This is a genomic window from Porphyrobacter sp. TH134 (assembly GCF_002855495.1).
Lineage (GTDB): Bacteria > Pseudomonadota > Alphaproteobacteria > Sphingomonadales > Sphingomonadaceae > Erythrobacter.
Genome location: NZ_PKRO01000019.1, coordinates 15642 through 37896, shown reverse-complemented (window position 1 = coordinate 37896; position 22255 = coordinate 15642). Strand labels below are relative to the sequence as shown.

The 22255-nt window shown below is 64.2% G+C and carries 19 protein-coding genes and 1 tRNA gene; 6 read left to right on the top strand and 14 right to left on the bottom strand.

Annotated elements, in window-relative coordinates; translation table 11 throughout:
• Positions 1 to 16: 16 nt before the first annotated feature.
• From C0V72_RS09745 to C0V72_RS09730, 4 genes are read right to left on the bottom strand one after another with little or no spacing between them, the layout of a single operon-like run.
• Entirely contained in the window at positions 17 to 1081 is a 1065-nt protein-coding gene (locus C0V72_RS09745) for a DNA polymerase III subunit delta (RefSeq protein ID WP_172438975.1), read from the bottom strand.
• A complete protein-coding gene (gene lptE / locus C0V72_RS09740; protein WP_101793936.1) occupies positions 1078 to 1590 on the bottom strand; it encodes an LPS assembly lipoprotein LptE in 513 nt (170 codons plus the stop codon). Before lptE ends, C0V72_RS09745 begins: the two co-directional genes overlap by 4 nt.
• Positions 1590 to 4121 carry a leucine--tRNA ligase gene (leuS, locus tag C0V72_RS09735; RefSeq protein WP_101793935.1) on the bottom strand — a complete coding sequence of 844 codons (2532 nt, stop codon included), beginning with the start codon at positions 4119 to 4121 and terminating at the stop codon, positions 1590 to 1592. The genes lptE and leuS overlap by 1 nt, the downstream gene beginning before the upstream one ends.
• Positions 4122 to 4165: 44 nt before the next feature.
• Positions 4166 to 4633 carry a DUF3576 domain-containing protein gene (locus C0V72_RS09730; RefSeq protein ID WP_101793962.1) on the bottom strand — a complete coding sequence of 156 codons (468 nt, stop codon included), beginning with the start codon at positions 4631 to 4633 and terminating at the stop codon, positions 4166 to 4168.
• A gap of 369 nt (positions 4634 to 5002) precedes the next feature.
• On the opposite strand from C0V72_RS09730, the gene C0V72_RS09725 reads away from it, so the two are divergent.
• Positions 5003 to 5776, top strand: a complete 774-nt coding sequence (locus C0V72_RS09725; RefSeq protein WP_101793961.1) for a hypothetical protein — start codon at positions 5003 to 5005, stop codon at positions 5774 to 5776.
• A 229-nt stretch (positions 5777 to 6005) separates the two neighbouring features.
• Positions 6006 to 6728 (top strand): acetoacetyl-CoA reductase, encoded by a 723-nt coding sequence (gene phbB / locus C0V72_RS09720; protein WP_101793934.1) that lies wholly within the window; start codon positions 6006 to 6008, stop codon positions 6726 to 6728.
• Between the two features lie 41 nt (positions 6729 to 6769).
• On the opposite strand, the gene C0V72_RS09715 is transcribed toward phbB, so the two are convergent.
• The 3 genes from C0V72_RS09715 to C0V72_RS09705 are packed head-to-tail and all read right to left on the bottom strand — an operon-like array spanning position 6770 to position 9403.
• Complete coding sequence (locus C0V72_RS09715; RefSeq protein WP_233999879.1) at positions 6770 to 7363, bottom strand: GNAT family N-acetyltransferase; 594 nt, start codon at positions 7361 to 7363, stop codon at positions 6770 to 6772.
• On the bottom strand, positions 7335 to 8510 hold the full coding sequence (locus tag C0V72_RS09710) for an amino acid aminotransferase (protein WP_101793959.1): 1176 nt from the start codon (positions 8508 to 8510) through the stop codon (positions 7335 to 7337). Before C0V72_RS09710 ends, C0V72_RS09715 begins: the two co-directional genes overlap by 29 nt.
• Positions 8511 to 8569: 59 nt before the next feature.
• Complete coding sequence (locus C0V72_RS09705; protein ID WP_101793933.1) at positions 8570 to 9403, bottom strand: DUF1134 domain-containing protein; 834 nt, start codon at positions 9401 to 9403, stop codon at positions 8570 to 8572.
• A gap of 264 nt (positions 9404 to 9667) precedes the next feature.
• On the opposite strand from C0V72_RS09705, the gene C0V72_RS09700 reads away from it, so the two are divergent.
• A tRNA-Ser gene (locus C0V72_RS09700) sits at positions 9668 to 9758 on the top strand.
• Positions 9759 to 10072: 314 nt separating this feature from the next.
• Here the strand turns inward: C0V72_RS09700 and C0V72_RS09695 are convergent.
• The 3 genes from C0V72_RS09695 to C0V72_RS09685 all read right to left on the bottom strand — a co-directional run bounded on the left by C0V72_RS09695 (position 10073) and on the right by C0V72_RS09685 (position 15741).
• Positions 10073 to 12898 (bottom strand): TonB-dependent receptor, encoded by a 2826-nt coding sequence (locus C0V72_RS09695; RefSeq protein ID WP_101793932.1) that lies wholly within the window; start codon positions 12896 to 12898, stop codon positions 10073 to 10075.
• 138 nt (positions 12899 to 13036) lie between these two features.
• Positions 13037 to 14491 (bottom strand): purple acid phosphatase family protein, encoded by a 1455-nt coding sequence (locus tag C0V72_RS09690; protein ID WP_233999878.1) that lies wholly within the window; start codon positions 14489 to 14491, stop codon positions 13037 to 13039.
• A gap of 152 nt (positions 14492 to 14643) precedes the next feature.
• A complete protein-coding gene (locus C0V72_RS09685; RefSeq protein WP_101793930.1) occupies positions 14644 to 15741 on the bottom strand; it encodes an AI-2E family transporter in 1098 nt (365 codons plus the stop codon).
• A gap of 304 nt (positions 15742 to 16045) precedes the next feature.
• Here C0V72_RS09685 and chrA point away from each other — a divergent pair, with 304 nt between their 5' ends.
• Complete coding sequence (gene chrA / locus C0V72_RS09680) at positions 16046 to 17365, top strand: chromate efflux transporter (RefSeq protein ID WP_101793929.1); 1320 nt, start codon at positions 16046 to 16048, stop codon at positions 17363 to 17365.
• 50 nt (positions 17366 to 17415) lie between these two features.
• Here the strand turns inward: chrA and C0V72_RS09675 are convergent, their stop codons facing one another.
• Genes C0V72_RS09675 through C0V72_RS09665 form a run of 3 tightly spaced genes read right to left on the bottom strand, consistent with a single transcriptional unit; the run spans position 17416 to position 19225 of the window.
• Complete coding sequence (locus C0V72_RS09675; protein ID WP_101793928.1) at positions 17416 to 17835, bottom strand: DUF6691 family protein; 420 nt, start codon at positions 17833 to 17835, stop codon at positions 17416 to 17418.
• Positions 17832 to 18296, bottom strand: coding sequence for a YeeE/YedE family protein (locus C0V72_RS09670; RefSeq protein ID WP_172438974.1), 465 nt, complete (start codon positions 18294 to 18296; stop codon positions 17832 to 17834). The genes C0V72_RS09675 and C0V72_RS09670 overlap by 4 nt, the downstream gene beginning before the upstream one ends.
• Complete coding sequence (locus tag C0V72_RS09665) at positions 18293 to 19225, bottom strand: MBL fold metallo-hydrolase (RefSeq protein ID WP_101793927.1); 933 nt, start codon at positions 19223 to 19225, stop codon at positions 18293 to 18295. Before C0V72_RS09665 ends, C0V72_RS09670 begins: the two co-directional genes overlap by 4 nt.
• Before the next feature lie 33 nt (positions 19226 to 19258).
• On the opposite strand from C0V72_RS09665, the gene C0V72_RS09660 reads away from it, so the two are divergent.
• Entirely contained in the window at positions 19259 to 19951 is a 693-nt protein-coding gene (locus C0V72_RS09660) for a peroxiredoxin (RefSeq protein ID WP_442792578.1), read from the top strand.
• Positions 19951 to 20325, top strand: a complete 375-nt coding sequence (locus C0V72_RS09655; RefSeq protein ID WP_101793926.1) for an ArsR/SmtB family transcription factor — start codon at positions 19951 to 19953, stop codon at positions 20323 to 20325. Before C0V72_RS09660 ends, C0V72_RS09655 begins: the two co-directional genes overlap by 1 nt.
• 4 nt (positions 20326 to 20329) lie before the next feature.
• Here C0V72_RS09655 and C0V72_RS09650 read toward each other — a convergent pair whose 3' ends face one another.
• Entirely contained in the window at positions 20330 to 22189 is a 1860-nt protein-coding gene (locus C0V72_RS09650; RefSeq protein ID WP_101793925.1) for an AMP-dependent synthetase/ligase, read from the bottom strand.
• Positions 22190 to 22255 lie beyond the last annotated feature (66 nt).

Sequence of the window (22255 nt, the reverse complement as noted above, 5' to 3'; positions counted from 1 at the left end):
CGCTTGTCACATTTTGCTACCGCCTTGCAGCAAATCGCCCGATTTCTGCAAGTTCCTGCGCTAAAAATACCTCGGCGGCCTGGCTGTTGGCGAGCAGGTTGCGGTGCAGCACAACCAGCCGCGGGATCAGCCGGTCCAGCCGGGTTTCGCGGCTGCCGCGCGCGGCGGGCATGGTCCACCGCTTGAACTGCACGCCGATGTCGCGCTTCTCCTTGAAGAAGATCCCGAGCCGCATTTCCGTGCCCTTATCGATCGTGTCGAAATTGCCGCCGGGGCCAAGATAGGCAGCAATCTGCGCCAGATGGGCTGCGCGCCGTTCCAGCGCCAGCGCGACGCCGACGGGGTTCAGCCCCAATTCGCGCATCCGCCGGATTTCCCCGCCCAGCCGGCCCAGCTCCCCGCCCAGCACCGCGTTCACGAGCGGGGCGAAGCCGTCTTCTTCGGTGCTGGCGCCGATCGCGTTGAGATCGTCGGCGGTGGCTGCGCGCGGGGCCTGCGGGTCGGCATCGCAATAGAGCGCCAGCTTGGTGATTTCGGACTGGGCCAACCGCACATCAAGGCCAGCGCCCCGCGCAATGCGTTCGGCAAGATCGCCGCCAAGCCTGAGGCCGGCCGCGTCCGCCATCGCCCGCACAGCGCCGGCCACCGCGGCAAGATCGGGCGGATGGAACATCGCCACCAGCGCGTCGGCGCGCTTTTCCAGCAGTTTGGCGGTGCGCGACTTGTCGGTGGCAGAGGTCGCCACAATCATCACCGGCGCCGCTGCGCCCGCGCCAGCATCGGCGGTTTCGATCAGGAATTGCAGCGCATCGTGGGCGTCGTCTCCGCTGGCACGCACCCAGATATGGCGCGCGCCGCCAAACAACGAGGTCGAGCGCGCCTCATCGCCCAGCAGCGCAGGGTCGCGGCGCAGATCGGCGCCGGCCAGTTCCACACGCTCGCCGGCATCAGGCAGGGCCGCGACGATGCGATTGGCCGCCGCGCTGGCGCCCGCTTCATCGGGACCGCAGAAAAAGAAGATCCGCGCATCGCGGGCCGCCGCCGGCACCCCGCGCAAGAAATCCTTCTGGGTTGCCTTCACGGCTGGGGCGCGGCGCGCGCTCTCAGCGTCACCGCAATCTGGGTCGCCATCCGGTCAGCCACATCGACGGCCAGGTTTTCGAGCGCTTTCTGCTCGGCAGCGATCGTGGCGTATTCGCTGCTCACCACGTCGATCCCCGCGTCAGACCCTGCGGTTGCATCAAGCAGCACCGCGCCTGTCGCCAGATCGATCAGCTGATAGCGCGCGCGCAGGATGCGGCGTTCGCGGCTGATGGTGTCATCATTGAGCACGCCCAATGCTTCGAGCGAATCGTCGAGCCTGACATCGAGCCGGTATTGCGGCGGCGTCTGGCGATTTCCGTTTCGGGCGACCCCCAGCCGGGCTTCGAGCGCGTTCTTGACCAGCCACCCGCCGCGTCCCTGGATGGCAGGGATATCGACCGCCGCAATGCCCTGCGCCACACCCGCGCTCGCGCCGCCCGCATACATTGGCGACAGGCCGCAAGCGGGAAGGGCCACACAGGCGAGAAGGGCAAGAACGGCGCGCATCAGGTGACGATATTCACCAAACGGTCGGGCACGACAATGATCTTGCGGATCGCCGCACCATCGACCGAGCGTTGCAGGTTGGCAGACGCCAGCGCCAGCGCTTCGAGCGTGTCCTTTGACGCCCCCTTGGGTGCCGTCACAGTGTCGCGCAGCTTGCCCATGTGCTGGATCGCGATGGTGACCTCGTCATCGACCAGCAGGGCAGGGTCGACTTCGGGCCACGGGGCATCGGCGATGAGGCCTTCGCCCATCGCTGCCCACGCCTCTTCGGCGAGGTGCGGCATCATGGGGGCGGCGAGATGGACGAGCGCCCGGATTGCGGCGGAGCGGCTGGCAGACGGCGCGGCCTTCTCGGTCGCGCCGGTCAGTTCGTAGATGCGGGCGACCGCCTTGTTGAAGCTGAGCGCCTCGATGTCGGCAGCGACGGCGGCGATGGTCTGGTGCGTCTTGCGCATCAGCGCCTTGTCCTCGCCCGTGGCGGCGGCGTCATAGGCATTGAACAAGCGCCACAGGCGCTGGACGAAGCGCGCGCAGCCTTCGATCCCGGCATCCGACCACGGCAGATCACGCTCGGGCGGGCTGTCCGAGAGCATGAACCAGCGCACCGCATCCGCGCCGTGGCGGGCGATGATCGCGTCGGGGTCGACGACGTTCTTCTTCGACTTCGACATCTTGATGACGCGGCCGACTTCGACCGCGGCCTCGTCGGCCAGCAGGGTGGCGCCCTCGGCGGTCCTGCGGACCTCCTCGGGCGCATAATAGACCGGCACGCCCCGGCCCGCGTCGATGCGGCTATAGGTCTCGTGCGTCACCATCCCCTGCGTGAACAGCGCCGCGAAGGGCTCCTCGACCGCGATCTTGCCGGTGTGGGCGAGCGCGCGGGTCCAGAAGCGGGCGTAGAGCAGGTGCAGGATCGCGTGCTCGATGCCGCCGATATAGTGCTGCACCGGCATCCACTTGGCGACCTCGTCGGGGTCGAAGGGCCGGTCGGCAGGCTGGCTGGCGAAGCGCAGGAAATACCACGAGGAGTCCACGAAGGTGTCGAGCGTATCGGTCTCGCGCCGCGCCGCTGCGCCACACTTGGGGCAGTCGACGTGCTTCCAGGTCGGATGGCGCTCCAACGGGTTGCCGGGAATGTCGAAGCTGACATCCTCGGGCAGGGTGACCGGAAGCTGATCCTTGGGCACCGGCACCACGCCGCAGGTGTCGCAATGGATAAAGGGGATCGGCGTCCCCCAGTAGCGTTGCCGCGAAACGCCCCAGTCGCGCAGCCGCCACACGGTACGGCCTTCGCCCCATGCGCCGCTCTCGGCGCGGGCAATGACCTCAGCCTTGGCAGCCTCGACGGTCATGCCGTTGAGGAAATCCGAGTTGACGATCACCCCGTCACCCGCCTCGGCCTCACCCTTGAAGGGTTCGTCGGCGCGCGCGGGATCGCTGGCGACGACGCGCAGGATCGGCAAATCGTATTTGGTGGCGAATTCGAAGTCGCGCTGGTCATGCCCCGGCACGCCCATAACCGCGCCGGTGCCGTATTCCATCAGCACGAAGTTGGCGATGTAAACGGGAAGCGTCCAACCGTTGTCAAACGGGTGCAGGACTTCGTAGCCGGTGTCGTAACCCAGCTTCTCCTGCTTCTCCAATTCGGCGGCAGTCGTCCCGCCCTGCTTGCACTTGGCAATGAATGCAGCGGCATCAGGTTGATGTGACGCAACCTCAAGCGCAATCGGATGGTCCGGCGCGACCGCGACGAAGCTCGCGCCAAAGATCGTATCGGGCCTGGTCGAATAGACCTCGATCGACTCCGTCAGCGGCACAAGCGGCTCGAACTTGAAGGTGAGCCCCTGCGACTTGCCGATCCAGTTCTCCTGCATCAGGCGAACCTTCTCGGGCCAGTCTTCCAGCTTCCCCAGCCCTTCCAGCAGATCATCCGCAAAATCGGTGATCTTGAGGAACCACTGGTTGAGCTTCCTCTTCTCGACCTCCGCGCCCGAACGCCAGCCCTTGCCGTCGATCACCTGCTCGTTGGCGAGCACGGTCATGTCGACCGGGTCCCAGTTGACGGTCGATTCCTTGCGGTAGACGAGGCCCGACTCATACAGATCGAGGAACAGCGCCTGTTCGTGGCCGTAATATTCGGGATCGCAGGTGGCGAATTCGCGCGTCCAATCGAGCGCGAAGCCGATGCGCTGCAATTGCGCCTTCATCTGCGCGATGTTGGCCCGCGTCCAGCCGCCGGGGTGCACGCCCTTTTCCATCGCGGCGTTTTCCGCCGGCATCCCGAAAGCGTCCCAGCCCATCGGGTGCAGCACCTCGAAGCCGCGCATCTTTTGGTAGCGCGCCAGCACGTCGCCCATCGTGTAGTTGCGCACATGGCCCATGTGGATGCGCCCCGAGGGATAGGGGAACATCTCGAGGATGTAGCTTTTGGGCTTCGCGCTGTTCGAATCGGCGGTGAAGGTGCCCGCATCCGTCCAGGCACGCTGCCAGCGTTCATCGGCGACGGCAGGGTCGAAACGGGCATCAGTCATGTGCGGTTATCCGGCGAAAACGGGAACTCGGGAAGCCAGCGGTGTTACGAAGCGAGAGCCTGGCGGCGCAGATCGCGGGCCTTGGTGAGGATGATGTCCTCCAGCTTCTGCACGGTCGCGGCCTGCACCGGAGCCTCGACCCAGTTGCCGGTTTCATTGACCTGACGGCTCGCCGCGACTCGCAGCGCATCGGCGCGCAGATCCTGATCGAGGATCGTGACGGTCAGCTTGACCCGCTCGGTGGGATTGGACGGATTGGTGTACCAGTCGGTCACGATCACGCCGCCGGCGCTATCGGTTTGCAGCAGCGGCGCAAAGCTGACCGTGTCCAGCGCGGCGCGCCACAGATAGGCATTGACGCCGATCGTGTTGAGCTGGGCCGCCGACAGTTCGGTCCGCGGGCGATCACCACCGCCACATGCGCTCAGGCCGACCAGCGCGCCACCAAGCAGCGCATATCCGAGTGTGCGGCGGAAAGCCGGGCGGAAAAGGGCGGAATTGGCGCGTGTCACAGCCGGATAATCCTTATCATTGGTCACAGGGACGCGGGGCCAGATCCCTATCTCAGCCCCCTATAACCGCCAAGACCCTTGCGGCAAGCATCATCCGCGAGGTTTGCAGACGGCGGCGGGCCTGCATAGGCCCCCGTGGGCTTTACGGAGCCTGAACTTGGCACTGTTCAAACCTTTATGTGTGCATGGTGCCACAGGTCAGAAAGGAATCCGGCCTCGCAGCGGCAAAGCCATTGCAAGCGGTCGGTGTCTCCCTATCAGTCAGGCTTGGATGTCGGGGCGACTCATGCGCGGTTAAGGTGCAGGATGCTTGGGCACAGGATCAATTTTCAGGTTCAAACTCCGCAAGGCAAGGAAACGGTTTTCGCAATGGCACAGGCAGCAGGCAGATTGGCAAAGGCGCAGCGCTCGCTGCCGCTGTTTGCGCTGTATGCTGCATCCTGCGCGGGCCTTGCGCTGGCCGTGCCGAGTGCGGGACTCGCGCTGGCGGGCGAAATCGCCCCGGCACAGACCGCCGCGTCACTGGACGCACTGGGCTTGCGGATGTTCACGCCCGCTTCGGTTGATCCCGCACTGGCTGCGCGAATCGCTGACAAGGCCCGCGCGCGCGGCCTGCACTTTACGCCTGCCAATGCCGCCCCCGTGGCTGGCAAGCGCACCGTGACGGTGGCCGTGCGGGTGGACAATGATACGGCGCGGGCGATTTCGGTCCGCAAGGTGCTCGACAGTGTCCCCGGCCGCGGTCTTGGTTTCCCCGGGCTCGACACCAGCAAGTTCCAGCTTGGCGCGGCGCGCGGCTATACCAGCTTTGCCCGCACCGCCGATCTGTCGGGCAGCGTCAGCAACATCGCTGCGCCCGATCTGGCGCAATTCAAGCCCTCGGCCCCGCAAGACGCCGACAAGCCGAGCCGGCTGCAACCGCGAATCGAGCTTGAAGATCGCCAGATTGCAGGCCGTTCGCCCAATACGCTCGATTCGATCAGCCAGCAGACTGTGGGCCTGGGCGGCAGCTTCCGGGTTTCGCCGAACCTCAACGTGATGGCCGGCGTGCGGTATTCCAAGGAACGTGACCGGCTGGATCCTCTGACCAATGCGGTCAAGGACAGCCAGGCTGTGTATGTGGGCACGCAGATCAAGTTCTGATTTCTTGCAAATCTCCTGATTTTGCAGGATATTTTTAAGAGGTTTTGGCAAGCCTTGCTGGCGCCTGATCCCTTCATGACCCCTCCCTGCCGCGTTTAGCCCCCCATATTCGCGTTTGCGCGGCGCGTGTGGCGATGCGAGGCGGCATAGCTATTCGGTTCTTCCCCTTCCCCTACGGCACCATTAGGCTACCGCCTGTTCAAGCATCGCAAATGAGGGGAGAATCGCCATGGGCCGGGTTGCCATCGTCACCGGAGGAACGCGCGGGATCGGAGAGGCGATCTGCAAGCGTCTCCAACGCCAGGGCCACTCGGTCATCGCCAATTATGCCGGGAACGAGGAAAAAGCGGCGGCCTTTACCGCGGCCACCGGCATCCCTGCCTACAGGTGGGACGTGGGCGATCACGAAGCGGTGCTGGAAGGTTGCGCGCGCGTGGCGGCAGATCACGGGCCGGTCGATATTGTGGTCAACAATGCCGGCATCACGCGCGATGGCACGCTGCACAAGATGAGCTTTGAAGACTGGAACGATGTGATGCGCATCAACCTTGGCGGCTGCTTCAACATGGCCAAGGCGACCTTCCCCGGCATGCGGGAGCGCGGTTGGGGGCGGATCGTCAACATCGGCTCGATCAACGGGCAGGCGGGGCAATACGGGCAGGTCAACTATGCCGCCGCGAAAAGCGGCATTCACGGCTTTACCAAGGCCCTGGCGCAGGAAGGCGCGAAGTTCGGGGTGACGGTGAATGCGATCGCGCCGGGCTATATCGACACCGACATGGTCGCCGCCGTACCGCCGGCGGTGCTGGAAAAGATTGTCGCCAAGATCCCCGTCGGCCGGCTCGGCATGGCCGAAGAAATCGCCCGCGGGGTGGCGTTTCTCACCTCCGAGAACGGCGGCTTCATGACCGGCTCGACCATGAGCATCAACGGCGGCCAGCATATGTATTGAGGCGGATTGGGCCGCCGTTCGCTCCGGCGACCGCAATGTGGTCAACGGCTTTGCGACAGCGGCCCTCGTGCAAAATCCTCGCGCGTGATGACATAGGTGAGGTGCGGAACCGCCGCGCCGCCCGCCATGATGCGCTCCTCGCGCCGGTCGGTCAGGCGGGCGCCGATCCGCTCCAGCGCGCGGCGTGATCGGATGTTGTTCTCGCCCACCATAAACCGGCATTCGGCCACGCTCGCCAGCGCATGGCGCAGCATCAGCCGCTTCAGATCGTGGTTATAACCGCCGCCCCAACAGGGCCGCGCAAGAAACGTCCAGCCGATCTCGACCGAGCCGTCCGCAGCATCATCCAACCCCTGAAACCGGGAGGATCCGATGATGGCACCGCTTGCCCCATCGATCACGGCCAGCGCGCCGCCTTGGGCCAGCGCATCATCGAAAAACGCCCGGAACACCGGCTCCTGCCAGCGGTCATGCGCGGGATGCTGCGCCCAGATCAGCGGATCGCAGGCGACCGCAAACAGGGCCTCCCAGTCGCTTTGGCGCAGCGGCCGCAGCCGAACCAAGTCACCTTCAAGCTCTGGCTGGCGATCCAGCACCGCTTGCCTCTCAGCCCGCGACGGCGGCCAGTGCAGCAATGAATTTGGGCAGGTTGGCCGTGGTCAGCCCGGCAATGTTGATCCGCCCGGATGCGGCCATATAGATGCCGTGGTCTTCGCGAAGCTGTGCGACCTCGTCCTTGGTGACCGGCAGCATCGCGAACAGACCATTCTGGCTGCCCAGCGGCGTCAGATCGATCCGCCCTGCCGTACCTGCCTTGGCGAGCGCATCACGCACCTGCCGCATCCGGACGCGCATATCGTCAAGCTCAGCCAGCCACTGCGCGGTCATATCGGGGTCGCGAAGGATGATCCGCACCGCGGCGCCGCCGTGATCGGGCGGCATCGACCACGCTGCGCGCGCCAGCGCGTTGGCGTTGGAGAAAGCCGTATCAAGCGCCCCTGGCTCCTTGGCGAGCACATAGAACGCGCCGACCCGGTCGCGGTACTGACCGAAGTTCTTGTCGCAGCTATAGGCGATGAAGGCTTCGGGCACCGCGGCCAGAACCGCACGCAACCCGGCGGCATCTTCCTCCATCCCATGACCTAGGCCCTGATAGGCCGAATCGATAATCGGGAAGGTGCCGCTATCGGCGAAAGCCGCAGCGATCGCGGCCCAATCATCGGCGGTGTAATCGATCCCGGTCGGGTTGTGGCAGCAGGCATGCAGCAACACGGCCTCATCATCGCCTGCGCCATTGATCGCCGCCAGCACCGCATCCAGATTGGCGCTGCCATCGGCGTTGGCGTGATCGAACGGGGCCAGTTCCATGCCGAGATCGGCGAGGATCTGCGCGTGGTTGGGCCAGCTTGGCACGCCCATGTGCACACGCCGCACCCCGGCCTTTTGCGCCAGTGCCAGCGCCAGACGCACAGCGCCGGTCCCGCCCGGCGTCTGCATCCCGCTGATACGTCCGCCCATCGTCGGGTCAGCGCCGAAGATATAGGGCATCAGCGCGTTGACGAAGTTCATGTCGCCTTCCGGGCCGAGGTAGCTTTTGCTGTCCTGGGTATCGACCAGCTGCTGTTCGGCTGCCTTGATCGCGGCAAACACCGGCGTGGCGCCCGCCTCGGTGCGATACACACCCACACCCAAATCGATCTTGTCCTCACGCGGGTCGGCAGCGTGGAGGCGGATCAGAGCGAGGAGCGCGTCAGGCGCCTGGGGGCTGAGTCGGTCAAGCATCATGCCCAGCGCCATGGCGCGCCCGGCGCAGCATCGCAACCGGGTTTGCGCCTAGCGGGTCAGAAAGGCATCCACTTTTGTTCTTTCGAGAACTTCATGTAGCCTGCATTGACGCCCAATCGCAGCCCCGCACCGACCCGGATCGGGATCAGCACCACATCGCCGCGCCGCAGGTAGCTGGCGTTGAGGCCGCCAACGAAATAGGCCTGTCCTTCGCCCGCCGGAAAGCGTTTGAACAACTCCTCGGTATCGTAAAGGTTGTACACCAGCACGAAGGTGTTCGCAGCGTTGGCACCGACGTCAAAGCCGACCGACGGCCCGGTCCAATAGACCGGCTGGGTGCCTTCGATCTTGTGATGCAGCGTACCCGAGCCATAGCGCGCGCCGACGATGAACGCCCCGCCCGCCTCGCGCCCGACGATGTACCCGTTGGGTTCGCCCTGCTTTTTCAGCAAATCCTCGATCAGCTTGGCAAGCCCTTCGGCGCCCTTGCCGAATACGCCTTCCGCCGCGCCGATCAGATCGTCTTCGCCATAGGTTTGGCCCGTGTTCTGCGCTGCGGTGGTCACGGGGGCGACGCCTTGATCCGGCACTGGCGCAGCAGCAGCAGGCGGCGGGGCGGCGTAATTGCCGAACTCGCTGTCGAACTGCGGGTCGGGCGCGGGGGCTTCAGCGGGCGGGGGCACCGGCACCGGGGTCGTCCCTTGCGGCGCGGACAGGTCAGCATCGATGCCGCCGGCACCGTTCTGCTGGCTGTAGGCCGCATCTGGATCAAATGTTTCAAGGTTCTGGGCCGCCGCCGGGGCTGTCAGAGCCAGCGCCGCAAAGGCTCCCAGCACCAGCCCAGCCAATGGGCGGCCAAGGTCGGGGAAACGGGCGATCATCAAGCTCATCATGCAGCCTTTCGCAGTGACGTGTCAGCCCCGGATTTATGCAGAGTGCAGGAGAATCGCTTCATGCACCGCAGGCAAGCGCTCGTCGCTGGAGCGAATCGGATTTGCGACGAGCGGTTGAGGCCTAACCGGGCCAGCCTGAATGCGTGCCGAACCATGCCGATGCGCCGCGTTCGCACAGGGCCCATGCGATTTTTCGCAGAGCCACCTTGCCGCTGACGCCGAGGCCGCCTATAGCGCCGCCCCGAGCCAACGCAGTTGCCCGGAGACGTGGGTGAGTGGCTGAAACCAGTTCCCTGCTAAGGAACCGTACTCTATCAGGGTACCGAGGGTTCGAATCCCTCCGTCTCCGCCACCGGCCTGTTTCAGGCCGGGCCGCATGCAGCATATAAGCTGATCGCGCTCTATGCAGACATATATCCGGATGGATTGGGGCGAGGTAATGCCTGCGGGCGAGATATGCCACGCTGGCCCGTTCTGCCTGCTTGTCTTCCCGAAGAGGCGCAGGCGGCGGGGCTTCCCCGCGGCGTTATGATCGCCGCGCTTTTATCGCGTAAATTATCAGCCCAGACGGAGCGGGTGAAGCCGGGTCGGGCTGGCGCAACAGCAAAGCGGGCTTGAGGGCAACTGGCGTTGATAGCCAGCCAGCCTCGCGCCCGCTGCTTGTGCCTAGAAGGTGAGCCGAATGCCGCCCTTCATTGTCCAGTTGTACTTTTCAAACTGGAGCACGTTTTGCTGCCCGCCCAGGCGATTGAACGCAAAATATTCTGCGTCATTGATGTTGATCCACTCGAAGAAGGTCTGGAAGTTCTTGTTGATTGTGTAGCGGCCTGAAAAGTCGAGCTGGAACAGGCTGTCGACGAAGCGGTCTTCATCGGCTCCGCCCTGGATTTCATCGAGATAAAGATCGCGGTAGGTGCCCGCCAGACGCAGCGAGACCGGGCCCTTTTCATAACCCAGCACGCCATTGAAGGTGTGGCGGCTGGCGCTGGGCAGCGTGATTTCGCGGAACGTCGGCGTGTCGGCAATAGCGTCGATATCGCCATCGGAAATCAGGCCCTTGGCATCGGTAAAGGTGTAATTGGCCTGCACGAGGAAGCCCGACAGCAAGCCCGGCAAGAAATCGAGCTGCTGCGAAAAGCCCAGCTCCACCCCGAAAATTTCGGCCGTCTCGCCGTTCAACGTGGTGTCCAGCCGGGTGATGTCGACCCCGAGGATCGGATCGGGATCGGTGATCCGCTGGCTGAAGATGAAGTTGTCGATTTCCTTGTAGAACAGCCCGGCGGTGATCGCCCCGTTGTTCGACATGTAATATTCTGCCGTGGCGTCGAAATTCCACGCCTCGTAAGGCACCAGACCGGGATTGCCGGCCGACGCCTCATCATCTTCGATCACAGTGCGGGGCGCGAGATCGGCGATGTTCGGGCGGACCAGACTGCGATAAGCGGCCGCGCGCAGGATCAGATCGGGCTGCACGGCGTAACGGATATTGAGGCTGGGCAACCAGTGATCATAATTGCGTTCGGTCGAGGTTGGTGTGACCAGCACGGTATCTTCAGCCGCAATGCCACCGCCCGGAAGCGTGCCGTCTTCCTCGATCAGCTGCACCACATTGCCGGCAAGCCGGTTGTACGTGCGCTCATACCGCAGGCCCCCAATCACCAGCAGCTTGCTGCTTTCCCAGCGGCCCAGCAGGTAGCTGGCGACGATGTCTTCATCGACCGCAAAGTTTTCGACGTTGCTGGCAAGCGCGGTGTCGATTTCGTTGAGTTCGAAATCATCGCGATTGGCGTTGAAGACATCGGTGGCTTCGGTGAAGCCGGGGAGCGGGGAGATATCGGCGAGGCGATAGGTCTGTCCGGCACCCAGCACATCGGCGAGCGTCAGGTCGTCATTTTCCCAGAACTCGAACCGGGCGCCGAAAGTCTTCTGGCGCCAGCGCGCCTTGGCGCCGCCCTGGAGCGTGAGGGTTCCGGCATCGCTGTTGATCTCATAGCCAAGATCGAAGCGCGCGGCGAATTCCTCGTCCTCGCCGACGGAGTTTGCGGTGAATTCGATGGAATCCAGCTCGTAATTGGCCGGATCGACGAAGCCTGCGCGGTTACCGGTCACCGCATAGAGCGGAATGCGCGGATTGCTGTAATCGAACCCGATTTCCAGTCCGGAATCCTCAAAGTTCCCATCAAACCGCGTCGGATCGAGCGAGCCGTTCTTGGTTTCGCCCGACTTCGCCCAGCTGACGGCATAATCGGCGTTGAAGGCACCGAACCGGCTTTCCCCGCCAAACACCACCGTGCGGATCTTGCTGGATTCGAAGCGGTCCTTCGCCCGGCGGCGGATTTCGATTTCGGTCTCGGCGTCATCGAACACCGCCTGACTGCCGCTGCCTGCAACATTGGCATCTTCCAGCACGAAGATCACATCGCGGCGGAATTCCTGATCGTTGAATTCGCTGTAAACGCCCTTGAGATAAAGCTCGGTATGCGAGCCGACCCGTGCATCGAAGCCGAGCGTTGCGCTGATGCGTTCGCGCTCGACATCATAGTCGCGGTACTGGATTTCCTCGGCATAGATCAGGCCGCCATCGTCCTGCCAGCCATCGGCTTCGATGTTGTCGCTTTCAAACTCGCGCTGATAATAGGACAGGCCGCCTGTGACCCCGAAATTGTCGGACAGCTTGGTGGCGAAATCGAATCCGACGTCGGGGGTCAGTTGGCCCGAATAGTCATTATAGCTGCCGCCAAGCTTGACGACGTAGAGGTCGTTCTTGCGGTCAAAGGCGCTGGTGGTCTTGATCTCGATCGAAGCGCCAATGGTGTCGGCGTCCATGTCGGGGGTGAGCGACTTCTTGACCTCGATCGATTCGATGATGTCCGAGGAAATCACATCGAGCGCCACGCCGCGCTCATCGATCCCGGGCGCCGGCACGCGCACGCCGTTCAGCGAGGTTGCGTTGAGGTTGGGGTCGAGCCCGCGCACGGTCACGAACCGGCCTTCACCCTGATCGTTGAGGACATTGATGCCCGGAACGCGGCGCAGCGATTCGGCGACATTCTGATCGGGAAACTGGCCGATGGCGTCGCGGGTCAGCACGTCGGAGACGCCGTCCGCGGCGCGCTTGCGCGACAGGGCCGAGGCGAGGTTCGCGCTTTGGCCAAGCACCAGAATGTCCGACCCCGCCTCACCCAGTGCAAAGTTCTGGCGGACAGCGCCTGCGGCAGGAACCGTGATGCTGAGCCGCACCGGGTCCGCCCCGACATAGCGGGCGGTGACGGTATAGGTGCCTTCGGGCACGTCGTTGAAAATATAGCTGCCATCGCCGCTGGTCACGGTACGGCGGCCAAGTTCCTCGATCACCACTTCGGCGGCGCGCAGGCCCGTGGTGTCGGTGGCGTCGGCGACCACGCCGGCGACCTCACCCGCAACAGCAGGCGCGGCGAGACCTGCAACAACAGCAACAACAGCGCTCCCGGTGAGCAAACGGATCAGACGCATGGAAGGCCCCCTGTAATCGCGCGACAGCGCGCTCAATCTGGCGGGGGGCCTAAGGCGGCTTGATGAAATGGTGGCGACCGTTCCGGGTCATTGCTGTTACAACCGGCCTGCGCGTGACCGATTTTGTGCAGGCGGGTGTCAGTCCTTGACTTCGGCGGTGCAGGGAAGGCCGTCCGGGCCGAGCCTGTCTGCGGGCATCGGCTGGTCGATCAGCTGCGCCGGCCCTGAACAGCGCCGCACCGTTGGCAAATCATCGGGCAGTTCTTCAAGCCGGTTGCCCGTGTCCGATTTCACCAGATCGAAGCCGTCATATAGCACTCCGGTGTTGAGATAGGCGCGCAAGGCCAAGCGGTCAGCAGCCACATCGATCACCTGGAACAGGCTGGTGTCCTCGGCCACCCGGTCGGGCTGGGTATCGGCACGGTCGTTAAGGCCATACATCTTGGCACCCGCGACCGAGACCATGTAGACCGGCCCTTGCATCGCGCCGCCCGCTCGCGCCTCGACCCCGGCGGCCCGCCCGGCTTCCGACGTCAACCTGCCGTAGCAGTGGTCGTGGCCTTGCAGCACCAGATCGACCTTGTGCTTTTCGAACAACGGCTTCCAGGCCGCTTTCAGCACCGGCGTGTCGCCGGGGCGCGCACAGGTGAAGATCGGTTGGTGGAACAGCACGATCTTCCAGCGGCCCGGCGCTTCGCCCAGCCGCGCGTCGAGCCATGCGGTCTGCGCCTGCAAGGTGCCCAGATCGAGCGCCGAGGTGCCGTCGAGCACGACAAACCGCACGCCCTGATAGTCGGTGAAATAACTGGTCTTTTCCGCACCGGCCGCGCCGTTGGCGGGGAGATTGAACATTACCGGCCAGTGGCCGCCCAGCCGGCGGGTCTCGCTGCCGTCGGCGTTGATCAGGTCGACATATTCGTGGTTGCCCGCCGCGGGAACCTGCGGGACGGTGGCCAGCGCCCAGCCGCCGGTGGCGGTCCATTCACCCCATTCGTCATCATGGGTCAGATCATCGCGGCTTGCGACCAGATCGCCCGCGTGCAGCATCAGCGCCGGATTGCCCGCTTGCAGCAGCGCGCGCCGCCATCCGATCGAGCCGATGTCGAGAATGCGGTTCTGCGTGTCGCCCATGTAAATGAACCGGAACGGCGCGGCAGTGGCGCTCGCGGTGCGGAACTGGTGCCATTCGGAAAAGCCTGCCGATCCCCTGACCCGGTAGGCATAGGCCGTCCCCGGCTTCAGCCCGGTAAACCGGACCTTGTGATACCGCGCCTCGCCGTTTTCGCTGATGGCCGTGACGTTCGCTCCGGCCACAGCAGCGGCGCGCAGTCCGAAGTTGGGCGCGGGGACCAGCTCGGCAAGCTCTGCGGTCGTCTCGTTCGCTGCCATGTCGGTGCGCCACGATACGCCCATCTCCGTTGCGGGATCGCCGCCGGGCGACAGGATGATGCGATCCGGCAGATTGCGCGCGGCATAGGGCCGTCCGGGCGCTGCGGGTGCGGCCTCTCCGCGCAGGTCAACGGGCGTGTCCGGGGCTGGGGTGGCAGAGGCCGCGACGCCGTAATGCGCAAGCGCAAGCCCCGCCGTCGCCAAGAAACACCATGAAGGAGCGCGACGTTTCTGCATGGAGACGAACCCTTGTGACGAAATCGAACAATCCGGGCGACATGCGGGGGAAGAATTGCAATCGCGTGACAGCGCAGGCCGCTCGAGGTGCGGGACGAACGCTGGGTATGCGGGCCGGATCAGTCTGCGTCGTCAGCCGGGACCGGTTTGCCTAGGATCGTTTCGACATAGATCCGCCGCACGAAGATGAAACTCACGATCGTCAGGGGCGCCGCGAGCAGCACGCCGAGGAAGCTGAACAACAAACCAAACGCCAGCACCGCAAACAGCAGCAGTGCAGGCGGGATGTCGACCGCGTGTTTCTGGATCATGGGTTGCAGGACATTGCCCTGCAATTGCTGGATCGCGAGAAACAGCAGCAACGTCCACAAGGCGGTCAGAGGAGACACCGTAAACGCCAGCAACACCGCCGGGACCCCGGCAATGATCGGCCCTACCATCGGGATGATATCGAGCAGTCCGGCAATCACGCCAAGCCCGCCTGCCGCCGGAACGCCCAGCAGCCACAGCCCGATCGATGTCAGCGCCGCCACCACAAGCGATGACACCGCCTGTCCGATCATCCACCCGCGCAGACCCTCGGCTGAATCATCCAGTAATTGTGCAGCATGCGTTTCGGCCGTGCGCGGGACCAGCATCAGGAACCCGCGGCGGTACACGCCAGGATCGGCAGCCATGAAAATCGCACCGACCAGCACCAGAACAAAATCGGCGATCCCGTTGCCCGCGGCCAGTGCAAAACCCCCGGCCTGGGTGAACAGCTGCGAGATATCTTCGTTGCCGACCTTGGCAAGATCGGTCACCGCCGTCCCCATGCCAAACCGGTCAAGAAAGCCCTGAAGCCCCGCGATGGCCGTCGGCACGGTTTGCCGGATCGTATCGAACTCACCCGCCAGCTGGGCGCCAAACAGCCCGAAGGCGCCCACGAACACCCCGAGAAAGGAGAGGATCGCAAGGGTAAGTCCAAACGGGCGCGCGATGCCCGTCCACTGGCAGATCCGGCGGGTGATCGCATCGAACACCGCAGCCAGCACAATCGCTGCAAAAACCAGCAGGAAGAAGCGGTTGAGCGCGATCATCAGCCAGGCACAACCGATAATCGCAAGAACGATCAGGGTCGCGCGGGCGACCGAAGCGGGGCTGGTTACCGGGCCTCGCGCAGACTTCATGCCAGCTGTCACGATACCGCCGCGCTGGCGATTGTGGTCTGTGTCCATGCGCCCCCCTATCCGACTTTTCTGCGATTTGGGAGAACCAACCTGCCAGCAGGCTCAAATCCCGAAATCAAATAGACGTTTCATCGGGACAATGTCAGCCGAACGCTGGGGAGAGTTTATCAACCCGGTTTCAAGCCCATCGTCCGGCGATCGGCAAGATCCGCAATCTGTCTTGAACTTGCGGCCCTGCGACAATACAGGATGGTGCAGCGGGGCAGAGCAACCCCCCGCTCAGGCTGAGACTGGCCCAAGCGTTGCCTCGTAACCTTGCCGGTTCCGGCAGGGTCTTTTTTGCGAGGTTTTCTTGGCAAGCGCAGCACCCACATCCCCGATTTCCTTTGGTGATCTGCTGCGGGCTTTCACCCGCATCGGCCTCCTCAGCTTTGGCGGACCAGCCGGGCAAATCGCGCTGATGCACCGCGAATTGGTCGACGAGCGTCAGTGGATCGCCGAGGATGATTTCCTGCATGCGCTCAACTTCTGCCACCTGCTGCCCGGCCCGGAAGCCCAGCAGCTTGCCACATGGATCGGGTGGCGCCTGCATGGCTGGCGCGGCGGGCTCGCCGCCGGGCTGCTGTTTGTCATCCCCGGCGCAGCGATCATTCTGGCGCTGTCGGTGCTTTATGCGATTGCCGCCAATCTTGCCTGGGTCGAAGCACTGTTCCTCGGCGTGAAGGCGGCGGTGCTGGCGATTGTGGTGCAGGCCTTGCTGCGGATCGCCGGCCGCGCGCTTGATACTGGATTGAAACGCGCGCTGGCAGCGGCGGCATTTGCCGGGCTGTTCTTCTTCGATCTGCCTTTCCCGCTGATCGTGCTTGGGTCGGGCGTGATCGGCATGGTGGTCGCGTCCCGGCGGCCCGATCTGCTGGCAATCAAGCCGGGCGCCCCTGCCCGCGCCATGCCCGAGCGCCCGTGGCGCACGACGTTCCTTTCGGTCGCCACCTGGGGCGCGGTGTGGGCCGCGCCGATGGCCGTGATTGCGCTGACGCTGGGGCAGGACCATGTGCTGTGGGAGATCGGAGCGTTCTTTTCGCAGCTGGCCATCGTCACCTTCGGCGGGGCCTATGCGGTGCTTGCCTATATGGCGCAGGAGGCGGTGCAAGGCTTTGGCTGGCTGCGCCCCGGCGAGATGGCTGATGGGCTTGGCCTGGCCGAGACCACGCCCGGCCCGCTGATCCTGGTGACGCAATTCGTCGGCTATCTCGCGGCCTTCCGCGCGCCCGAGCCGTTCTCACCGATGATGGCAGGGTTGATGGGCGCAGGATTGACCACGTGGGTTACCTTTGCGCCATGCTTCATGTGGATCTTCGCCTTTGCGCCGTGGATTGACCGGCTGGGCCATGCGGTGCGGCTGAAGGGCGGGCTGGCAGCCGTGACGGCAGCGGTGGTGGGCGTGATTGCCAACCTCACCGCATGGTTCGCGCTGCACGTGCTGTTTGGCACGGTCGGCCAGCGCCAGTTTGGCCCGCTGCGGCTTTACTGGCCTGACCTTGCCAGCTTCGACTGGCGCGCCGGGCTGCTGTCCGTGCTGGCGATTGCTCTGACGTTCGGGCTCAAGTGGTCAGTGCTGCGGGTCTTGGGCGCGGCGGCCCTCGGCGGGTTGATTCTGGTTCTAGGTTTCTGAAGGCGGTAACATGGCGCAGGGGCACCGCTTTCGGTTGCCCCTGCGCAGGATCATGCCTTCGCTTCGATCAACCCCGCGATCACCATTCCGGCAAGCATCGCTGCGACAAAAATCGCCGCCGAACCGGGGGCAATCGCCAGCGCAGCAAAGCCGGGGCCGGGGCACAATCCGGCAATTCCCCAGCCAATTCCGAACAGGGCCGATCCGCCAACCAGACGGGCCGTAACGTCCGTGCGATCAGGAAGCGTAAAGCCATCGCCAAAGAAGGGGCGCGGCAGCTTGCGTTGCACCGCCCAGGCAAGGGCCATCACCAGCACCGCCCCGCCCATGACAAAGGCCAAGGTCGGATCCCATCCGCCGAACAGATCAAGAAATCCGCGCACCCGCGCAGGATCGGTCATGCCGCCGACTGTCAGCCCGGCACCGAAAATCGTGCCGGCGGCCAGCGGGATCAGAACGTCGCGGATCATGGCAGCACCGCGATACCCAGCGCATTCATCGCTGCGACCGTGGCAAAGCCTGTCATCATGAAGGTCGCCGTTGCCACGAGCGAGCGTTGCGACAAACGGCTTAAGCCGCACACGCCATGACCGCTGGTGCAGCCGCTGCCCAGCCGCGTGCCGATGCCCACGATGAGGCCGGCCATCACCAGCGTGACCGGCCCGGCAAAGATGGGTGTGGCCGCGCCTGTCTGGCTGGTGACGATCAGCGCGCCCAGCGGTAGGCCGATCACAAAGGCCAGCGCGCCCAGCCGCGGCAGCCCGCTGTCAGTCAGGCCAAAAGCCCGGGCAGCGATACCGGAAACGCCCGCAATTCGTCCCGCTCCCAGCAACATCAGCGCCGCCGCCACCCCGATCAGCACGCCGCCCGCCAAACCACCAACCGGCGCAGCATTGGGAAAGCCGGGCAGACTGATCGTCGACAGGCTCATACCGCGTTGACCGGGATCCTGAGATAGACGACGCCATTATCGTCGGGGGCCGGCATGTGGCCTGCGCGCATGTTGACCTGCACGGAAGGCAGGATCAGGCGCGGCATGTCCAGCGCGGCGTCGCGCGCTTCGCGCATGGCGACGAATTCGTCCTCGGTTACGCCATCATGGGCATGGACATTGCCTGCGCGTTCGGCGGCAACCGTGGTCTCCCACAGGTGCTGCGTCCGGCCTTGGGGAAGGTAGTCATGACACATGAACAGCCGGGTCGCGGGCGGCAGCGACAGGATGCGCCGCAAGGACCGGAACAGCGTTCGCGCATCGCCGCCGGGGAAGTCGGCGCGGGCGGTGCCGTAATCGGGCATGAACATGGTGTCGCCGGTGAACACTGCATCCCCCACAAGATAGGCGATGTCGGCGGGCGTGTGGCCGGGTACATGCATCACGGTGACCGGCACATCGCCGATGGCGAAACTGTCGCCATCGCTGAACAATTCATCGAATTGCGAACCGTCTCGCGCAAACTCGGTGCCGGCGTTGAACAGCTTGCCAAACACGGTCTGCACCGCCGTGATCTTGGCACCGATGGCGATTTTCCCGCCCAGCTTTTCCTGCATGTAAGGCGCCGCGGAGAAGTGATCGGCGTGGGCATGGGTTTCAAGCAGCCACTTCACTTTCAGATTATGCGAAATGACATGAGCAATGATAGCGTCGGCTGAGGTTGTTGCCGTCCGCCCGGAATTGGGATCGAAGTCCAGCACCGGATCGATAATTGCCGCCTCTCGCGTCGCCTTATCGTGAACCACATAGGTGATGGTGAAGGTTGCCGGGTCAAAAAAGCCCGCGATCTCAGGCCGCAGCGCAGCATCGCCTGACGCCCGCAGGATTTGAGCGGTCGCCGCCGCCAATACCGGATCATCCCCAGCCATGCCAATTCCCGCTCGATTACACATTTCATGTATATGTGTGTTGTAATGCCGCAGTCAAGTGATATGGCACAGGGCATGGATCACGCACTCCCCCCTGCACCCCCATGTGCCGGCCTCCGCATTGGCGACCTTGCTCCTGACTTCGAGGCGCGCAGCACCATTGGCCCGGTCCGGCTTTCGGCATACCGAGGACGGTGGCTTGTATTGTTCTCGCACCCTGCGGACTTTACGCCGGTCTGCACCACCGAATTTGTCGCCCTCGCCCGCGAGGCTGCCGCCTTTGCAGCGCGCGATTGCGCGTTGATGGCGCTTTCGGTCGACAGCCTGTTTTCGCACTTTGCGTGGCTGCGCATGATCCGCGACCGCTTCGGGGTCGAAGTGCGCTTCCCGATCCTTGAGGATCCCACGCTGGTCATCGCCCGCGCCTTCGGCATGGTTTCCCCGCAGGACAGCAACAGCGCGGCCGTGCGCACAACCTTCTTCATCGACCCCCAAGGCGTCATCCGGGCGATGAACTGCTACCCGGCGAACCTGGGCCGATCGGTCCCTGAAATGCTGCGGATTCTCGGCGCGCTTCAGGCCATCGACGCGCGCGGCACACTGGCGCCGGCAAACTGGCAACCGGGTGAACCGATGCTCAAGGCACCCTCACATGATCTGGATGAGGTTTATGGCGCTGCCGATATGACCGGTTGGTTCCTGTCCCACAGCGAGGGCGAAGACTGATGGAGCCGGACAATCTGATCGACGTGCTGAAAGCGCTCGCCCATCCGTTGCGCTTTCGCATTCTCAGCGCCTTGGCCGCGGGCGAGCGCAATGTCGGTGAGATCGAACAGGTGACTGGTATTCTCCAGCCCGCGCTCTCGCAGCAATTGGGCGTGCTGCGTCATGCCGGTCTGGTCGAAACCCGCAAGATCGCCAAACTGGTGTTCTATTCCCTTGCAGCAGAGCAGCTGGAGGGCGCGATCGCGAAAGTCGCGGCGCTGACAGAGCAAGGCGGCTCCACTGCGACCAAAGGGCCCGCTTCGCCGATAACCTCTGCCCCGAGCCGTGCTGCGGGCCCCGCTCCGGGAGCCGCCAACTTCGCGCGGATGGTCTGACCGGCTAACCCCGATACAATCCGTCAATCCGCGCCTGATACCGCTCGCGGATCTTGTGACGGCGGATCTTCATGCTCGGCGTCATTTCCTCGTTTTCGATCGCGAAGGCCTCATCCGCGAAGGCGAACTGGCGAACCTTTTCGATCACGGACAGGTCAGCATTCGTGCGATCCACCGCCGCGCGCACCGCGTTCTTGAAGGCGGGCAGCTCCTGCAAGGCTTTGAGATCGAACTTCTCGCCATTGGCCCGCGCCCATTCCAGCGCCCATTCGGCATCGGGCACGATCAGGCCAACGACATAGGGCCGCTTGTCCCCGCTCACCATGGCTTGGGCAATTTCAGGCTGGAGGGTCAGCATCCCTTCAACCTTCTGGGGCGCGATATTGTCGCCCTTGTCGTTGACGATCATGTCCTTCTTGCGGTCGGTGATGACGATCCGGCCGCGGTTGTCGAAATGGCCGATGTCCCCGGTGTGCAGCCAGCCATTCTGAAGCGTCCGTGCGGTTTCCGCATCGTTGCGCCAATAGCCGTGCATCACCAGCTCGCCGCGCACCAGGATTTCGCCATCCTCGGCGATGCGCACCTCGACGCCCCGCAGCGGCGGGCCGACGGTGTCCATCTTGAGACCGACCTTGGGGCGATTGCAGCTGATCACCGGCCCGGCTTCGGTCTGGCCGTAGCCTTGCAGCATGGTGATGCCCATCGCCTCGAAGAAATTGCCGACTTCGGGATTGAGCGGTGCACCGCCTGACACCATCGCCTTGACCCGCCCGCCGAATTTGGCGCGGATCTTGGGGCGCAGGGTTTTCTCGACAAGGAAATCCAGCGGCTTGTCGCGCAGCCGTTTCTTGCCGTCCTTGCTGTTCCCCGCGATTTTGAGCGCGGTGTCCATCATGAAATTGGCGACTTTGCCCTGCTTTTCGACCTGCTTCATGATCCGCGTGCGCAGCACTTCAAACAGGCGCGGGACCACCACCATCAGCGTCGGGCGGGTTTCCTCGATATTGCTGGCGAGCTTCTCCAGCCCTTCCGAATAGAAGATTTCCGCACCCACCCCGATGGGGAGGTATTGCCCGCCCGAATGTTCATAGGCGTGGGACAGGGGCAGGAACGACAGGAACCGTTCCTCGGTCAGGCCGAAATCCTCGATCAGCACTTCGGCCGCGCCGGCGACATTGCACAGGATCGCGCCGTGGTGCTGCATCACGCCGCGCGGGGCGCCGCCAGTGCCGCTGGTGTAGATCAGGCAGGCGGTTTCCGAACGTTCGATCCGGCTGATCCTGTCATCCACCGCCGCCCGCGCCGCCGCCGCATCGCCCGTGACGAGGCCGGCCCAGGCATGATATTCAAAACTGCCCGATTGCTGGCGCTTCAGATCATCGATGCCGATGACATGTTCCACCAGCCCGGTCTGCCCGATCGCGCCGACCACCGGGGCCAGCAGCTTTTCGGTCGAGACGATCACCGCGCGTGCGCCCGAATTATCGAGGATGTGCGCATGATCGCGGCGGGTGTTGGTGGTGTAGGTCGGCACGGTGATGCACCCGGCGGCCATGATCGCGAGGTCCGCGATGCACCATTCGGGGCGGTTTTCGGCAACCAGCGCAACCCGGTCGCCATCCTCCAGGCCCATGCTGCGCAAGCCCTCGGCAAGCAGGCAGACATGCTCCGCTGCCGATCGCCAGCTTTGCGTGACCCATTGGCCGCCGGTCTTGTGCCCCAGGAATGGCGCATCGCCCTTTTCGTCAGCGCGCTTCAGAAACAGCGCGACAAGGTTCTGCGCGCCGTCGATGTCCTGCAGCAGCGGGTGGTCCGCCGGGTTTACAACCGCGCGGGCAGCGTGATTGGCTGTGGGGGCGTGCATTGGCAAAAGCTCCTGATCCCTTCGGGCTTATGATGTCGGGGTTCACAGGCGACCCCGTTGGCGCAG

Coding starts and splice junctions, on each gene's coding strand:
- C0V72_RS09695 (WP_101793932.1), bottom strand. CDS start 12,898: ATGCGTCTGATCCGTTTGCTCACCGGGAGCGCTGTTGTTGCTGTTGTT.
- C0V72_RS09685 (WP_101793930.1), bottom strand. CDS start 15,741: ATGGACACAGACCACAATCGCCAGCGCGGCGGTATCGTGACAGCTGGC.
- C0V72_RS09725 (WP_101793961.1), top strand. CDS start 5,003: ATGGCACAGGCAGCAGGCAGATTGGCAAAGGCGCAGCGCTCGCTGCCG.
- leuS (WP_101793935.1), bottom strand. CDS start 4,121: ATGACTGATGCCCGTTTCGACCCTGCCGTCGCCGATGAACGCTGGCAG.
- C0V72_RS09710 (WP_101793959.1), bottom strand. CDS start 8,510: ATGCTTGACCGACTCAGCCCCCAGGCGCCTGACGCGCTCCTCGCTCTG.
- C0V72_RS09650 (WP_101793925.1), bottom strand. CDS start 22,189: ATGCACGCCCCCACAGCCAATCACGCTGCCCGCGCGGTTGTAAACCCG.
- C0V72_RS09670 (WP_172438974.1), bottom strand. CDS start 18,296: ATGAGCCTGTCGACGATCAGTCTGCCCGGCTTTCCCAATGCTGCGCCG.
- phbB (WP_101793934.1), top strand. CDS start 6,006: ATGGGCCGGGTTGCCATCGTCACCGGAGGAACGCGCGGGATCGGAGAG.
- C0V72_RS09665 (WP_101793927.1), bottom strand. CDS start 19,225: ATGGCTGGGGATGATCCGGTATTGGCGGCGGCGACCGCTCAAATCCTG.
- C0V72_RS09655 (WP_101793926.1), top strand. CDS start 19,951: ATGGAGCCGGACAATCTGATCGACGTGCTGAAAGCGCTCGCCCATCCG.
- C0V72_RS09660 (WP_442792578.1), top strand. CDS start 19,259: ATGTGTGTTGTAATGCCGCAGTCAAGTGATATGGCACAGGGCATGGAT.
- C0V72_RS09675 (WP_101793928.1), bottom strand. CDS start 17,835: ATGATCCGCGACGTTCTGATCCCGCTGGCCGCCGGCACGATTTTCGGT.
- lptE (WP_101793936.1), bottom strand. CDS start 1,590: ATGCGCGCCGTTCTTGCCCTTCTCGCCTGTGTGGCCCTTCCCGCTTGC.
- C0V72_RS09705 (WP_101793933.1), bottom strand. CDS start 9,403: ATGAGCTTGATGATCGCCCGTTTCCCCGACCTTGGCCGCCCATTGGCT.